A 14,228-nucleotide genomic window follows, 5' to 3' on the forward strand; every position below is an offset into this window, starting at 1 on the left:
TTCCGGCTAACGGGCGCCGATCCCCTCCATCGCCTCGCGCAGGTGCGTCTCCTCCTCGCGGCTGAGCGACGTCTGGAGGACGTGCCCGCCGTACTCCTTGATCGCGGGGATGACCTTGTCCGGAGTGCTCTGCACGACCAGGACGAACAGCGCGGCCATGCCGGGTTCCAGCTTGGTGGAGAGCTGCCGCATGAAGTCGTTGTTGACGCCGACGTCGGTCATCGCGCCGCCCGCCGCCCCCGCGGCCGCGCCCAGCGCCATGCCGAACAGCGGCATGAAGAACAGCAGGCCGATCAGACTGCCCCACAACGCACCGCTGGCCGCGCCCAGACCGGTCATGCCGACGCTCTGGTGGAGTTTGATCTTCCCGTCGGGCCGGTGCTCGACGACGGCCACGTCCTCCATCGTGATCAGGTTCTGCCGCTGCAGGTCGATCAGGCGATCACGTACCGCGGTGGCGGTGGCGACGTCGGGATAGGAGATGGCGATGAGGTTGCTCATGGGTTTTCTTCCTTCCGATCGGTTGTCACGTCGATGAGGGGAACGGGCCGTCCGGACAGGGCGGTCGGTCCGTTCTGGATATGTGAACCCGTCGCCGTTCTTTCCGGGGGAGTCTCCCGGTAAAGAAAGCCGCCGGTCTTTTCCGGGCAACGCCGTCGCCGAGGCGGAGCGGTCCGGTGACGACCCGGGACGGGCCGTCACCCGCCTCTCGCGGGGCCGCCCGCCGACGGTGGCCGTCCGACGTGCGGCTCCGATCGACCCCCGCCGCAGGATCGCGGCGATGGCGGCTTCCCCGGGGCCCTCCCCAACCCTCTTGTGGTGGTCCCCTCTCCTCGATCAGGTGATCACCGCGAGCAGGCAAAAAGAATCCATGGGAGAGATCCCCGTAACCCTTCGGACAGCTCCGGCGCCCTTCCGGACCCTTCCGCGGAATGCAGCCCGGGAAATCAAAAGGTTTCCTTGTCGTGCGGATCCCCGGGAGTAAACGGTGTCGGACCGGGGGACCATCCGGCTTGTCCATTTCAGTGGGTGACGTCACATTCGGCGGGGTGCCATGGGCTGCTTGTTCGCGATTTTCGCCGGGGTCTTCCCGCGACTCGCCGTGTTCATCATCTGGGTGGCGCGCCCCGCTCTGGTCAACGCGGCCTTCGACACGTGGATCTGGCCCCTGCTCGGCGTGGTCTTCCTGCCGTTCGCCACGTTGATGTACGTCATCATGTACATCCCCGGTGTCGGGCTCCGGGGAGGGGACTGGTTCTGGATCGCCGTGGCGGTCCTGCTGGATCTGTTCCACTGGATAGGGGCCGTGACCCAGCGCCGCCAGCTGCCCGGCTACCGCGGGGACTGACCGGGCTTCACGGCACCGGCCGGGCCGCTCGGCGGAAGCGGATCCGACCCCAAGCCGCAGCCATGTCCGATTTGCCAAAATTTGTCACGATATGCGAAGCATGCCGAAAGTCGCGGGTACAGAGGGAAGGGTAAGGGGCGGTGACGAACGTGCACCAGAGCCGCTCGAACCGCTGAATCCCCGAACAACGCACGGGCAGAGCCGCCGGACATGTGCGAACGCCCTACCCGGGCGATCCCGGAAACTCTGCCGTGCGGAGGGAGCCGAACATGGAATATCCGCGTTACGGGCAGACCCAGGAGGCGTCGCGCGATCATGTGACGTCGTCCCAGGCGCGCCAGGACACCCAGATGGCGCAGGTCCGCCCGGTGACGGCGGAGCCCGCACCCACCAACTGGATCGGCTGGGTGGTCTTCGCTGGCATCACGATGCTGGTCCTGGGGTCCCTCCAGGCCCTGATGGGTCTGGTCGGCATCTTCAACACCGACTTCTACCTCGTCACCGCGGGCGATCTGGCGATCCCCGTCAACTACACGGCCTGGGGCTGGTTCCACCTGGCCATGGGCGTGGTCGTCGCCCTCGCCGGCGCCGCCGTCATGGCGGGCAAGACGTGGGGGCGCGCGGTCGGGATCTTCCTCGCCGGACTCCAGGCGCTCGTCAACTTCGCCTGGTTCCCCGCCTACCCGTTCTGGTCGATGATCATCATCGCCGTCGACGTCCTGGTCATCTACGCGCTGGCCGTCCACGGGAGGGAGATGAAGGCGTTCAGCAGACGCGCCACCTCGTAGGCGACCCACGGTCCATCCGGGGGCGCGGGTGGGAGCTCCGGCTCCCACCCGCGCCCCCGGGTCGTGACCGTGGCGCCGAGGACGCGCGAGGGAACGCATTCCCGGATCGGCCGCCTCATCCCCGTGTCGACTTCCTCCTCCGCCGACCGGAGCGCCGCCGCAGGCGGCGGCTCCTGCGGTCTCCGTCACCACTAAACGGACAAATGCCCCTAAACTGCATCCAGTTCGTGGTGAGGTGAAGGAGCACGTGGTGCACAAGGTCGTCCATATCCGGCCGCTCGACGATGTCCTCGGGCACGAGGAGTCGGCTGACTGCCTGTGCGGGCCCGCCGGAGAAGGCGTGTACGCACAGACCGCGGCGGAGGCCGTCGGCATGATCTACCGCCATCACGCGCTGCGGCCCTGTCACGACTGGGAGGCCTCCGCCGAGGGATGAAACAGGCCGGCGGCCGGCCGGTGCGCAGCGGGACGCGTGGAAGGCCGTGTCATCCGGGCGGGGGCGATCCGCGCTCCTCCGCCGGCGGGGCCGGTGCGGCGGCCGCGGCCTCCTGCCGTTCCTGAGCCGCGGCCTCCTGCAGTTCCTGGCGGGTGACGAACGTGTCGACCAGCGAGAGCAGCATGGCGACCACGGGTATGGCCAGCAGCGCTCCCATCGCGCCGAACAGCGACGCCCCCAGGATCACGGCCGCGAAGGACACTCCGGGATGGATGTCCACCGCCCGCGAGCTGATCTTCGGCTCCAGCGTCAGGTTCTCCACCTGCTGGTACAGCACGCCCCAGGCCAGCGCCGCCAGGCCGATCCAGGGCCGGGACGAGACCAGCCCCACCACCACCGGCAGGGCGATGGAGATGTAGGTGCCGATGGTGGGGACGAGCTGGGCGACCAGGCCCGTCCAGGCCCCGAGGGCGAGCCAGGACGGCATGCCGAGAGCCAGGAACACCAGGGCCGAGGCGGTGCCGTTGACGGCGGCCAGGATGAGCCGGGAGGAGACGTACCCGCCGGTCTTGATCGTGGACACGTCCCAGACGCTGATGAAGACCTGCTGGGAACGGCCGGGCAGCAGTTGCGCGATCCACCGGCGCAGCCTCGGCCCGTCGGCCGAGAAGTAGAACGTCAGCAGCAGCAGGGTGAACATGTTGAACACCGCCCCGGTCACCGTGCCCAGCAGGCTCAGCACGCCGCCGAGCGCGCCCTGCGCGTACTCGGCGGCCTGCTGCGGGGTCAGGTTGAGGGAGTCCAGGATGTCGGAGATCTCGTAGCGCGTGCCGAGACGGGCGTTGAGCCAGTCGACGGCGCCGGTGACGACTCCGGGGAGCGCCTTCAGCAGCGCCGCGACCTGCTGCACGAACATGCTGCCGAACAGGGCGAGGAAGACCACGGCGGCGAGGATGAACAGCGTCATCACCAGCAGCGCGGCCCTGCCGCGGGGGATCCGCCGCGACAGGCGTCGTACGGCGGGCTCCATGGCCAGGGAGAGGAACCACGCCATCACCAGCATGGCGACCAGCGAACCCGCGTCGGCGATCACGAAGCGGAGGAAGAGCACCACGGCGATGACGGCCGCTATGGCGAGCCCTGCACGCCAGACGTCGGCGGACGAGTGCAGCACCTGCACGGCGGGCGTCGCGCCGTGCGGCTCCATCGGCTTCTTCATGTCTCTCCTGAGATCTCGGTGTTCCGTTGGCTCCTCAGCGTCTCGACGAAGGCCGCGTGGTCCCGCCGCACCTGGTCCGCGTACGCCACGGCGAAGTCCCCCAGCGCTTCGGCGAAGGCGTCGCCCGCTCCCAGGTAGGCCGCGATCGCGGTCGCGTCACCGGAGCGGGCGTGTCCGTGCGCCAGCGTCCAGCCGCACAGGCCGGCGTAGCGCCTGAGCCGTCGCGAGTCCATCGCCGGAATGTCGGCCGCCCCCTTCATGTCCCGGAACTGCCGCCAGTAGTGGTCCCGCGACGGAGCCGCCCGGGACCAGCCGAGGAAGATGTCGCCGCTCGCCTGCATCAACCGCTGACCCTCCACGATGCGCTGCCCGCCGCAGGAGAACTCGCTACCGGGCAGGTGAGCCTCCAGCGCCGACGCCCCCGCCTCCTTGACCTGCAGAAAGAGCGGTTCGTCGTGCTCACGGCCCTGCATCAGGACGACGAAGCAGCGCGTTCCGACACTGCCCACCCCCACGACCTTCAACGCGACGTCGACCATCCGGAAACGCGACAGCAGATGCCGCCGGTCGTGCGACAGCGACGACCGGTAACCGGCGAAACTCTCCTCCACCTGATGGCGGAACGCCGCCCGCCTGTCGTGCTCGCCCATCTCCCGCAGCGGAACGAGCAGCGGAGGCTCGCTTCTGATCCGCAGCCGCCCGCCGGTCCCCTCGGTGAGCCTGGTCAGCACGCGCCGGCTGGTCTGCCTCCTGGCTTCCTCCTGAGCCGAGGCGAACCGTCTGCGGTCCTTTCCGCGCGGGATCCTGTCCTTGATCATCTGCAGCGAGACCTGCGCGTACCACACGTCCAGCACACCCGCGGCGGCGAACCCGGCCATGGCCCGTTGATAGGCGGTCACCGATCGCACGGCCGCCTCGCGGCCTTCGGCGTCCCCGTAGCCGTTGTCGCGCGCCGCGAGCACGAAACTCGCCGCCAGCCGCTTCACATCCCACTCCCACGGACCCGGCAGCGTCTCGTCGAAGTCGTCGACGTCGAAGACCTGCCGGCGCTCGGGGGAGGCGAACGTCCCGAAGTTCGCCAGGTGCGCGTCACCGCACAGCTGCACGGTGAAGCCGGTGACCGGGGTGCACGCGAGATCGGCGGCCATCAGTTCCGCGCTCCCCCGGAAGAAGGCCAGCGGCGACTCCGCCATCCGTGCGTGCCGTACGGGCAGCAGCCAGGGCAACCGGCCGGCTTCCTGCGCCGACAGCCGGGCGACGGGATCGGGGCGGTTGCGGGGCGGCGTCCATCCGGCGTGCTCCCGGCGCGGAACGACCTTGCGGGCGGCCCTGCCCACCACGGCCCGCTCCGCGAGCACCGTCTTCTCGCTCTCCATCGCGCATCACCACCGCCCGGCCCGCACCGCCCGGCCTCGTCGAGAGAGCCTCACCGAGCGGAACCGCCTCGTGTCCGTCCGTCTCACCCCCAGCATGCGCTCGGTGCAGGCGGGCGCCGGACACCGGGTGGGCATTCCGGTCCCCACCGGCGCCGGACCGGGTGACAATGAGACACCTTCCTGCGGGGTAGGTGCACGTTCATGACGGTTACCTCGAAGGCGGGCCGATGGGCCGACGGGCTCACCAGAGGCTGGACCCGGGTACGGCACCGGTGTGGCTGGCTCGATGTCCGCTCCGGCCGGGGCAGGCTGCTGGCACGGGTCACCGATCCGAGGCTGCACGGCCCCTCCACGGCGGCGTTCGACGGCCGCGACCTGCTGGTGGTCAACTTCCAGTACGGAGCCGCCAGCCCGGTGCTGCCGTACACGGTGGTGCGGCTGACCCCGGACCGCGGCCGGCCGGGCTGACCGGCCCGATCCCGTCGAAGTGGTGGATCACCTCGTGGTGCCGGGCCCCGCCACGACGTCGTGGGGCTCCGCGCCGTCGAGGTGGCGGCGGACGTTCTCCACGGCGGCCAGGGCGATGCGGACGAGCGTCTCTCGGGTGACGGCTCCGGCGTGCGGGGTGAGCACGACGTTGGGCGCGCCGAGCAGCCGCGAGCCGGGCGGCGGCGGCTCGGGGTCGAACACGTCGATGCCCGCGGCGGCGATCCGGCCGTCCTCCAGGGCGGCGGCGAGCGCGTCCTGGTCGATCAGCGGCCCGCGCGCGGTGTTGACGACGACGGCCGTGGGCTTGAGCAGGGCCAGGCGGCGGGCGTCCAGGAGGTGCCGGGTGCCGTCGTTGAGCGGCGCGTGCAGGGTGACGACGTCGGACGCCCGCAGGAGCTCCTCCAGCCCGGTCCACCGCGCGCCGGTGCGCTCCTCGACGTCGCGCGGCGCGCGGCGCGGGGAGCTGTAGAGGACGTTCATGTCGAAGGCGGCGGCCTTGCGGGCCACGTCGCGGCCGATGTGGCCCAGTCCGACGATGCCCAGGGTCTTGCCGGCCAGCTCGGTCAGGTGGGGGCGGAGGCGGGGCAGCGCCCAGTCGCCCGCGGCGAGCGCGGTGTGGGCGGGCACGATCCGCTTGGCGCAGGCCAGGATGAGGGCGAAGGCGTGCTCGGCGACGCTGTTGCCCTCCGCCCCGCTGGAGGCGATGGTGCACACCGTGACGGCGTGCCGTTCCGCGGCGGCGAGGTCGACGTGGTCGTGCCCGTGGCCGACGCACTGGACGAGCTCCAGCAGCGGGGCCGCCCGCAGATGGTCGGCGCCGACCGGGCTCAGCGCGGTGATGATCACCTGGGCCGCGGCGAGGGCGCCCGGGTCCTCCCCGGCGGACTCCACGACGGTGACGTGCGCGCGGTCGGCGAGCAGCCCGGCCAGGGCGGATCCCGCCTCACGGCCTCCGACCTGCGGGGGGATGACGGCCAGGACGTTCTTGCGGGACACGTTCTCCTCCAGTGCGGGCTCCGGCCCGCGGCACGGGGCGCGGGCCTCGTGACGCGGACGACGTACGGACTCGGGGCAGGACGATGATCGCGGCAACGGCGTCCGGGCGTCCACCCCGCGCCACCGCCACCCCGCGCCACCGCCGCGTTACCGCCACCGCGCGCTACTGCTACAGCCGCCGCGCGTTACCGCCATCGTCGCCGCCTCGGCCATGTGGCGCGGTGGCGGAAATTCCCGGCCGCGAGTCCCGCCGGATCCTCAGGTCCGGTCCCGCCGTGCCGATCTGCTGCTGTGAGGGAATAAGGAGCGATGATGATGAAATTCTGGCGGTCTCGCCGAGCGGCCGCTGACGTCCACCCGCTGGTGCAGTCCCGGGACTCGCTGATGACGGCGCTGGACAAGGCGCCGGCCGTGCTGCTGATCGTCGACGAGGCGGGAGAGGTCGTCTACCGCAACCAGGCCGCCGACCGGCTCATGCAGGAGACCGTGGCGACCTACGGGGTCGAGGCGCTGCTCATGCTGGCCGACGTCCTGAAGAAGGACCTCCGCGCGGCCAGATCCTTCCCGTTCACCAAGATCAACGTGATGGATTTCAAGGGCCAGACGACCCACGGATCGTCCACCTACGACCGCATCCCCGGCGGGTACATCCTGACGTGGGCCGATTCCACCAAGCAGGTCCGCACGGAGGAGGCCCTGAGCCAGCTCAGCCAGGAGCTCTCCACGGCCAGCTCCCACCTCACCGAGGCCGGGGAGGAGCTCGTCCGCACGGCAGGGGAGAGCGCGAGCCGGGCGGAGACCGTCTCGCACAGCTCCACCGAGCTGAGCGAGAGCATCCGGGAGATCTCCCAGGGGGTCAGCAGCGCGGCGTCCAGCACCACGACCGCCGCCGACTCGGCGCGCGACGCGACCCGCAGGATGGAGCAGCTGCAGGAGTCGAGCCGGCAGATCGGCAGCATCACCAAGCTGATCACCGAGATCGCCGAGCAGACCAAGCTGCTGGCCCTGAACGCGACCATCGAATCCGCGCGCGCGGGTGAGATGGGCAAGGGCTTCGCGGTCGTGGCGTCCGAGGTCAAGGACCTGGCCGCCCGCACGGCCGAGGCCACCGCGCAGATCACCGACATGATCGAGGGCATCCAGGCGGAGAGCACCCAGGCCGCCGAGGGGATCTCCGGGATCGCCGGGCTCATCAACACCGTGGCGGAGCAGCAGACGCTGATCGCCACCACGGTGGAGGAGCAGAGCGCGACCAGCACGGAGATGTCCCGCGGGATGGTCGCGGTCGCCGAGTCCGGGCAGTCCGCCGCCCGGGCCGCCGAGACCGTGCTCGCCGCCGCGGCGGCGCTGAAGGAGCAGGCCGCCAGGCTCAGCACCGTCACGAACGGCTGACCGGCCCCGCACCGCACCCGGCCCCCGACCGCCCGCCGGTCGGGGGCCGTACGGTTCGCAGCCCACGGCCGCACCGCGACGTGCTGGTGGCCGGTCCACCGCCCGGCCGCGACGGACCGGCCGTGCGGGACCGGCCGTGCGGCGGTCCGCCGTCCTACCGCGGCGGGCCGTACGGTTCGATGGGCGGGTCGGAGTAGGGACCGCCCCCGGCCTCCGGGTCCATCCGGCGGGCGCCGGCCTCCGTCACGCGCAGGCCGTACAGGCCCTGGGCCGGGTCGATCGCCACCAGGCCGTAGCCGGTGTCGACCTCCTCCTCCGGCAGCCCGAGCTCCTCCATGGCCTGCGCCAGCGTCGCCCCGGCCGCCAGGCGCACCGTCACCATCCGCATGAGACCACCGATCGTCCGCGACGTAGGGGCCCGGCTCCGGGCCGATGTCTCCGACGCTACCGAAACGCGGGCCCGGGCGGGTCTCCGGCCCGGAGGCGAAGGCCCGCCCGGGAGCGGACCGGCCCGCGGGGCGGGAAGACCCGGCGGCGCCGCCCGCGACCGGGAGCGGCGCCGGTCCGGCCCGGAGAGCAGGTCAGGCCCTGCCTCTGCGGTCCGGCCCGGAGAGCACACGTCAGGCCTTGCTCCTGCGGCGCAGCGCGGCGAGTATCCCCCGCGGGTCGACGACGCCGTAGCCGTAGTCGTGGTCGAAGCCCACCGTGCTGCGGTCGTCGGCGGTGCGGCGGAGCAGGGTGCGCAGCTGGGCGGGGGAGAGCCGGGAGGCGGACCACCGCGTGCGGACGGCGGCCACCAGTCCGGCGGCGACCGGGCAGGCGGCCGAGGTGCCGGAGTCGGGCTGGTCGTCGCCGAACGCCTTCGAGCCGGAGAAGTGGGTGTAGGCGCACAGGTCCGGTTTGCGCCCCTCCAGGCGGCCGGGGCCCTGCGAGGAGTAGCCGACCCGCTCGCCGCCCGTGTCGACGCCGCCGACCGACAGGACGCGGGGGTGGGAGTTGGCGCCGACGATCGGCCGGTCGGGGAAGGCGCACCGGCCGTCGCGGCAGTCGCGCCCGCAGTTGCCCGCCGCGAACAGCACGTCGGCTCCGGCCGCGTCCAGACTGGCCACGATCAGGTTGAACGGGTGGGCCGGGTTGTCGGAGTAGTTGCCCGGGCTGCCGACGGGGAAGTCCCAGCGGGGGGAGAACGAGCCCCAGCTGTTGCTGATCACCAGGGCCCGCGACTCCTCCGGCTGGGCCTCCAGGACCGTGCGCAGGTGGGCGAAGGCCGCGACCGCGTCCGAGAGCAGGCCGTCGATGGCCGAGCCGCCCGGCCGCCGGGAGAGCAGCACGGGGACGTCGAGCAGCGTCGCCTTCGGGGCGGCGATGAGCGTGTCGAAGGCGCACATCGTGCCGTGGTCCACCTCGAACTCACCGGCCTTGCCCGTCACCCCGGCCGGGTTCCAGCTGCGCGCGGCGTCCAGCGTGAACTCCCGGCCGAGGTGGCGGGCGACGTGCGCGGCGTTGATCCCGGTGTCCAGTACGGCGAGCGCGACCCCCGCGCCGTCCAGTCCCTCGCCCGCGAGCTCGTCCACGGCCAGCAGCCGCGCCACGTCGTGCCAGTCGCCCACCGGGGCGTCGCCGCCGCAGGTGAGGTTGGACTCGATCACCGGGTCGGCGAAGACGCCGACGACGTCGGGCCGGAGCGCCGGGAGCAGGGCCAGCCGGACCGCGGCCTCGTCGTCGGAGATCTCCCCGCGGACCAGGACCGAGGCGTCCTCCGCGGCGAGCGAGAAACGCAGCGGCTGGTTCAGCGAGAGCGGGTCGCCGCCCGCGGGCGGGACCGGGCGCGGCACCGCCACCGGTGCGAAGGAGGGGTCCAGCAGGACTCCGGGCAGGCCGTCGGCGACGTCGGCCGCGGCCGCGGTCCGGCCGGGGTCGGCCACGGCCGCGACGACGTCCGGAGAGGGGCGGAGCTGGATCAGGACCCGCATTGCACACCACCGAGGGTTGAAGGGATTTCGAGGACGGCGAACCTCCCCACGTTCCTGCATCCCCGCGGTCGCGTCCAGTCCCGTAAACCGCCCGCCACCAGCGTCTGCATGTCAATCCTGGCAAATCACCGCGGCCGGTTCTCCTTCCGCGGGAGGGCCGGGATCACTACGTTTGGACGGCATGACCGCCGCGGCGCAGAGCACGCCACCCCACCGTCCCGACACCCGCTCCGAGCACTGGCTGGACACCCGGCCGAGGCTGGTCGTGGCCAGCGCCTTCATGCTCTTCCTGGAGCTGGCGCTGATCAGGTGGACCGGGTCGAACATCGTCCACCTGAGCTACTTCACCAACTTCGTGCTGCTCGGCTCGTTCCTCGGCATCGGGCTGGGCTTCCTGCGGGTGGGGCGGACGGACCGGCCGCCGTACTACTCGCCGATCGCGCTGGCCGCCCTGGTGGCCGTCATCCTGCTGTTCCCGGTCACCGTGGACCGGCACACCGAGGGCGTCCTGTACTGGACCAGCCTGAGCGCGGGCGGGCCGCCGCCCTGGCTGATCCTGCCGGTGGTCTTCGTCGCCGCGGCGGTCGTGCTGATGGGCCCGGCCGAGCTGGTCGGCCGCTGCTTCCCGGAGCTGGACCGGCTGGAGGCCTACCGCTACGACCTGGTCGGCAGCCTGACCGGCATCGGCCTGTTCACCGCGCTGTCGTTCCTCGGCGCGCCCCCGGTGGTGTGGGGCGCCATCGCCGCGCTCGCCTACGCCGTCCTGCTCCGGCCGCGCGGGCTCTGGCCGCGGGTCGCGCTGGCCGTGCCGTCGCTGGTGGTCGTCGGGGCGCTGGCGGTCGAGACGCTGACCGCCGGAGCCCTGTGGTCGCCGTACTACAAGGTGACCCACAGCCGCTTCGAGCAGGAGGGCGTGCCGGTGATGGACATCCAGGTCAACGGGATCCCGCACCAGCGGGCCGTCCCGGCCGTGAACCGGCTGGAGTGGGAGCGGCAGTACGCCCTGCCGTACGAGCGGGCGGCCGGCGGGCGGCTGGACGACGTGCTGATCGTGGGCGCGGGCAGCGGCACCGACGTGGCGATCGCGCTGTCCAAGGGGGCGAAGCGGGTGGACGCGGTGGAGATCGATCCCCGGCTCCGCGAGCTGGGCGGGGCCCACCACCCGGACCGGCCCTACGCCGACCCGCGCGTCACCACCCACATCACCGACGGCCGCGCCTTCCTGGAGCAGACGGCGAAGAGGTACGACCTGATCCTGTTCGCCCTGCCCGACTCGCTCACCCTGGTCTCCGGGGCGAGCTCGCTCCGGCTGGAGAGCTACCTGTTCACCCGGGAGGCGATGGAGGCGGCCCGCGAGCACCTCAAGCCCGGCGGCGCCTTCTCGATGTACAACTACTACCGGGAGAGCTGGCTGGTGGACCGGCTCGCCTCGACCGTGCAGGCCGCCTTCGGGCACAAGCCGTGCGTGGACGTGGTGAGCACGGCCGGGCAGCAGGCGGTGATCACCGCGGGGGTCACCGAGCGGGCCCAGTCCTGCGGCGCCGAGTGGGCCGGCGCGACCGCCGCCACCCCGCCGCCCTCGGGGGACGACCGGCCCTTCCTCTACCTCAAGGACCGGACGATCCCGCAGATCTACGTCGTCACCCTGCTGCTGATCCTGATCGTCAGCCTGCTCGCGGTCCGGTTGGTCGCCGGGCCGTACCGCCGGATGCGCCCCTACGCGGACCTGTTCCTGCTCGGCGTGGCGTTCCTGCTGCTGGAGACCAAGAGCGTGACCGGGTTCGCGCTGCTGTTCGGCACCACCTGGGTGGTCAACGCGATCGTGTTCGCCGGGGTGCTGGTCGCGGTGCTGGCCGCGGTGGAGGTGACGCGCCGCTTCCGCACCCCGTCGCTGCCCGTCATGTACGGCGTGCTGCTGGCCGGGCTGGTGCTGGCCTGGCTGGTGCCGGACTCCTGGCTGCTGGGCCTGCCGGTGCCGGCGCGGGCGGTGGTCGCCGTGGTGGTGGCGTTCCTGCCGATCTTCGCGGCCAACGTGGTGTTCGCCAAGCGCTTCGCCGACTCCGCCGACGGCACGACCGCGTTCGGCGCCAACCTGCTGGGCGCGATGGTCGGCGGCTGCCTGGAGTACCTGGCGCTGGTCATCGGCTACCAGGCGCTGCTGGCCGTGGCGGGCCTGCTCTACCTGGGGGCGTTCGCGCTGCTGCCGAGGACCGCCCGGGCCGCCTGAGCACGCCGGGCCGCCTGCTCTCGCCGGACGGCCCGGATGCGCCGGACGGCCCGGGATGCGCCGAGCGACCCGGACACGACGGCCGGGCGGCGCCGTGCGTCCGGGCCCGGCCCCCGTGCGGGAGCCCGGGCCCGGGACGTACGGCGCGGCGGCTACAGGCCGCAGAGCTCGTCGAGGGACTGGGCGCTCTTGTTGGCCGTCGGGCTCTTGCTCGCCGTCGGCCTGGCGGGCGCGCTGAGCACCGGGGTGGGGGAGGATCCGGTCGCGCCGGGCGTGGCCGTCCCGCGGCCGGCCAGGGAGTTCCGGCGGGGCTGGGTCGACTGGCGCAGCGCCTTGGCGGACGCGGCGCGGATCTTCTGCCAGTCGGGGGAGCCGGTGTAGAACTCCGGCGGCACGAACTGGAGGCTGGTGATCCTCGCGTCCTTGACCTTGAGGGCCAGGTCGGTCAGGTGCTCCAGCATGTCGCGCGGGATGTTCGTCTGGGCCATCCGCTTGGCCACGCCCGCGATCTTGGTGAAGTTCGTCAGGACGACGGCGGGGGTGGCCTGCTGGGCGAACGCGCCGATGACGCAGCGCTGGCGGGCCATCCGGGAGAAGTCGTCGCTGCCGACGCGCGAGCGGCCGTACCAGAGGGCCTCCTCACCGGAGAGCGTCTGGTGGCCGGCCTTGATCGTGCCGGCGGTGCCGAACGAGCCGCCGTACTTGACGTCCTGCTCCACCTTGATCTTCAGCCCGCCGATGGCGTCGACCAGGTGGGCGAAGCCGTACATGTTGATCAGGGCGTAGTAGTCGATCTTCAGGTTGAGCGTGTAGCCGATGGCGTCCATGAGCGCCCGGGGGCCCTGGTGCTTGCGCCCCATGACCTCCGGATGGTCCTCGGCGTACTGCCAGACCTCGTTGAGCAGGCCGCCGTTGGGCAGCTCGCGCATGAAGCCGTTGGGGAACTGCTTGGCGAGCGGGCTGGTGGGCGGGAAGCGCACGTGCTGCAGGTTGCGGGGCAGGCTGAACATGACGGTGTTGCCGGTCTTGATGTGGATGCTGGCCACGTTCATGCTGTCGGTGCGGATGCCCTCCCGGTTGCCCGCGCCGTCGCCGCCGATGAGCAGGAAGTTGATCCGGTCGCGCCCGTCCCAGGGGTCCTCGGGCTTGAACGTGGGCGCGGCGGGGTCCTGCGGATCGGTCTGGAAGATGGCGTTGACGGTGTCCTTGACGGTCAGCACCGTGTTGGCGGCCAGCGCGAACGGGGCCGTGACCGCCACGCAGAGCGTGCCGATGGCGATGCCGGAGACGATCTGGCCGGTGCCGTTGAGCCTGCTGGGGCCGAGCGTGATGTAGGAGGCGAGCACCAGCAGGAACCAGCCGAGCGCGCCGAGTCCGGCCAGGCTCGCGGCCAGGCCTAGGAAGCCGTCCCGGGTGGCGAGGCCGGTGTTGCCCTCGCCGGAGAGCGTGATCGCGGTGATCAGCCCCAGGAGCAGCAGCACGCCGAAGGCACCTAGCAGGATGTAGCCGGTGCGGCGCCGCCCGGCGCGCAGGTGCGCCGCGCCGGGCAGGATCACTGAGAGCGCGGTCCAGCCGATGAGCGCCCCGGTGGTCAGAGGCCGGGCGAACCGGGGCCGCGGCGCGGGTGCGGGCGGCGGGGTCGTGGGCGGCGGGCCGGGGACGGCGGAGGCGCCGGGAGCGGTGGCGGTGGCGGTGGCACCGGCCGCGGCGGCGGCGCCCGGTGTAGTGGCCGTGCCGGGCGTACCGGCCGCGCCCGGCGTGTCGGGTGGGTGCCCGGCGGGCGCGCCGCCGGGGCCTGCCGCCCGGCTCGCACGTCGGCGGGGGCGGCGTTTCCCGCCCCCGTCGGTGAGATCCCCCGAGTCCTGCCCAAGGTGCATCGTCACACCGCTTCCTATGGTTTGGCCCGGTCCACCTGGCATGACAGCCGAGGTCCCCCAATTGCACAGAATTGCCCTGGATTCTAGCCCCCATATCTGGGCATGAC

The 14,228-nt window shown here is 72.2% G+C and carries 13 protein-coding genes; 6 read left to right on the forward strand and 7 right to left on the reverse strand.

The window, feature by feature from the left end:
* Nucleotides 1–6: 6 nt before the first annotated feature.
* Nucleotides 7–501 (reverse strand): DUF1269 domain-containing protein, encoded by a 495-nt coding sequence (locus HS048_RS16970; RefSeq protein ID WP_196467434.1) that lies wholly within the window; start codon nucleotides 499–501, stop codon nucleotides 7–9.
* A gap of 562 nt (nucleotides 502–1,063) precedes the next feature.
* On the opposite strand from HS048_RS16970, the gene HS048_RS16975 reads away from it, so the two are divergent.
* The 3 genes from HS048_RS16975 (at nucleotide 1,064) to HS048_RS16985 (ending at nucleotide 2,572) form a co-directional block, all read left to right on the forward strand.
* Nucleotides 1,064–1,348 (forward strand): hypothetical protein, encoded by a 285-nt coding sequence (locus HS048_RS16975; RefSeq protein WP_196467435.1) that lies wholly within the window; start codon nucleotides 1,064–1,066, stop codon nucleotides 1,346–1,348.
* Between the two features lie 269 nt (nucleotides 1,349–1,617).
* Entirely contained in the window at nucleotides 1,618–2,136 is a 519-nt protein-coding gene (locus tag HS048_RS16980) for a hypothetical protein (RefSeq protein ID WP_196467436.1), read from the forward strand.
* Between the two features lie 250 nt (nucleotides 2,137–2,386).
* Nucleotides 2,387–2,572 (forward strand): hypothetical protein, encoded by a 186-nt coding sequence (locus HS048_RS16985; protein ID WP_153054026.1) that lies wholly within the window; start codon nucleotides 2,387–2,389, stop codon nucleotides 2,570–2,572.
* Nucleotides 2,573–2,621: 49 nt separating this feature from the next.
* On the opposite strand, the gene HS048_RS16990 is transcribed toward HS048_RS16985, so the two are convergent.
* Nucleotides 2,622–3,791: an AI-2E family transporter gene (locus HS048_RS16990; RefSeq protein WP_230880857.1), complete on the reverse strand. Its 1,170-nt coding sequence runs from the start codon at nucleotides 3,789–3,791 to the stop codon at nucleotides 2,622–2,624.
* Nucleotides 3,788–5,167 carry a DUF2252 domain-containing protein gene (locus tag HS048_RS16995; RefSeq protein ID WP_196467437.1) on the reverse strand — a complete coding sequence of 460 codons (1,380 nt, stop codon included), beginning with the start codon at nucleotides 5,165–5,167 and terminating at the stop codon, nucleotides 3,788–3,790. Before HS048_RS16995 ends, HS048_RS16990 begins: the two co-directional genes overlap by 4 nt.
* A gap of 201 nt (nucleotides 5,168–5,368) precedes the next feature.
* Between HS048_RS16995 and HS048_RS17000 the strand changes: the two genes are divergently transcribed.
* Nucleotides 5,369–5,635: a hypothetical protein gene (locus tag HS048_RS17000; RefSeq protein ID WP_196467438.1), complete on the forward strand. Its 267-nt coding sequence runs from the start codon at nucleotides 5,369–5,371 to the stop codon at nucleotides 5,633–5,635.
* Nucleotides 5,636–5,662: 27 nt separating this feature from the next.
* Here the strand turns inward: HS048_RS17000 and HS048_RS17005 are convergent, their stop codons facing one another.
* Nucleotides 5,663–6,652, reverse strand: coding sequence for a 2-hydroxyacid dehydrogenase (locus HS048_RS17005; protein WP_196467439.1), 990 nt, complete (start codon nucleotides 6,650–6,652; stop codon nucleotides 5,663–5,665).
* Nucleotides 6,653–6,961: 309 nt separating this feature from the next.
* Between HS048_RS17005 and HS048_RS17010 the strand changes: the two genes are divergently transcribed.
* Nucleotides 6,962–8,044, forward strand: a complete 1,083-nt coding sequence (locus HS048_RS17010) for a methyl-accepting chemotaxis protein (RefSeq protein ID WP_196467440.1) — start codon at nucleotides 6,962–6,964, stop codon at nucleotides 8,042–8,044.
* 154 nt (nucleotides 8,045–8,198) lie between these two features.
* Here the strand turns inward: HS048_RS17010 and HS048_RS17015 are convergent, their stop codons facing one another.
* Together HS048_RS17015 and HS048_RS17020 are read right to left on the reverse strand one after the other, a co-directional pair.
* On the reverse strand, nucleotides 8,199–8,432 hold the full coding sequence (locus HS048_RS17015; RefSeq protein ID WP_191896755.1) for a hypothetical protein: 234 nt from the start codon (nucleotides 8,430–8,432) through the stop codon (nucleotides 8,199–8,201).
* A gap of 232 nt (nucleotides 8,433–8,664) precedes the next feature.
* Nucleotides 8,665–10,017 carry a S8 family serine peptidase gene (locus HS048_RS17020; protein WP_196467441.1) on the reverse strand — a complete coding sequence of 451 codons (1,353 nt, stop codon included), beginning with the start codon at nucleotides 10,015–10,017 and terminating at the stop codon, nucleotides 8,665–8,667.
* Between the two features lie 181 nt (nucleotides 10,018–10,198).
* Between HS048_RS17020 and HS048_RS17025 the strand changes: the two genes are divergently transcribed.
* A complete protein-coding gene (locus tag HS048_RS17025; protein WP_196467442.1) occupies nucleotides 10,199–12,244 on the forward strand; it encodes a spermidine synthase in 2,046 nt (681 codons plus the stop codon).
* 152 nt (nucleotides 12,245–12,396) lie between these two features.
* Here the strand turns inward: HS048_RS17025 and HS048_RS17030 are convergent, their stop codons facing one another.
* On the reverse strand, nucleotides 12,397–14,121 hold the full coding sequence (locus HS048_RS17030) for an LCP family protein (RefSeq protein WP_230881685.1): 1,725 nt from the start codon (nucleotides 14,119–14,121) through the stop codon (nucleotides 12,397–12,399).
* Nucleotides 14,122–14,228: the final 107 nt, after the last annotated feature.

Source organism: Planomonospora sp. ID91781 (genome assembly GCF_015711595.1).
Lineage (GTDB): Bacteria > Actinomycetota > Actinomycetes > Streptosporangiales > Streptosporangiaceae > Planomonospora > Planomonospora parontospora.

Excerpts from the sequence above, each read along its gene's own strand:
- HS048_RS16995 (WP_196467437.1), bottom strand. The coding sequence starts at position 5,167 with ATGGAGAGCGAGAAGACGGTGCTCGCGGAGCGGGCCGTGGTGGGCAGG.
- HS048_RS17030 (WP_230881685.1), bottom strand. The coding sequence starts at position 14,121 with ATGCACCTTGGGCAGGACTCGGGGGATCTCACCGACGGGGGCGGGAAA.
- HS048_RS17025 (WP_196467442.1), top strand. The coding sequence starts at position 10,199 with ATGACCGCCGCGGCGCAGAGCACGCCACCCCACCGTCCCGACACCCGC.
- HS048_RS17000 (WP_196467438.1), top strand. The coding sequence starts at position 5,369 with ATGACGGTTACCTCGAAGGCGGGCCGATGGGCCGACGGGCTCACCAGA.
- HS048_RS16970 (WP_196467434.1), bottom strand. The coding sequence starts at position 501 with ATGAGCAACCTCATCGCCATCTCCTATCCCGACGTCGCCACCGCCACC.
- HS048_RS17020 (WP_196467441.1), bottom strand. The coding sequence starts at position 10,017 with ATGCGGGTCCTGATCCAGCTCCGCCCCTCTCCGGACGTCGTCGCGGCC.
- HS048_RS17015 (WP_191896755.1), bottom strand. The coding sequence starts at position 8,432 with ATGCGGATGGTGACGGTGCGCCTGGCGGCCGGGGCGACGCTGGCGCAG.
- HS048_RS17010 (WP_196467440.1), top strand. The coding sequence starts at position 6,962 with ATGATGATGAAATTCTGGCGGTCTCGCCGAGCGGCCGCTGACGTCCAC.
- HS048_RS16980 (WP_196467436.1), top strand. The coding sequence starts at position 1,618 with ATGGAATATCCGCGTTACGGGCAGACCCAGGAGGCGTCGCGCGATCAT.
- HS048_RS16990 (WP_230880857.1), bottom strand. The coding sequence starts at position 3,791 with ATGAAGAAGCCGATGGAGCCGCACGGCGCGACGCCCGCCGTGCAGGTG.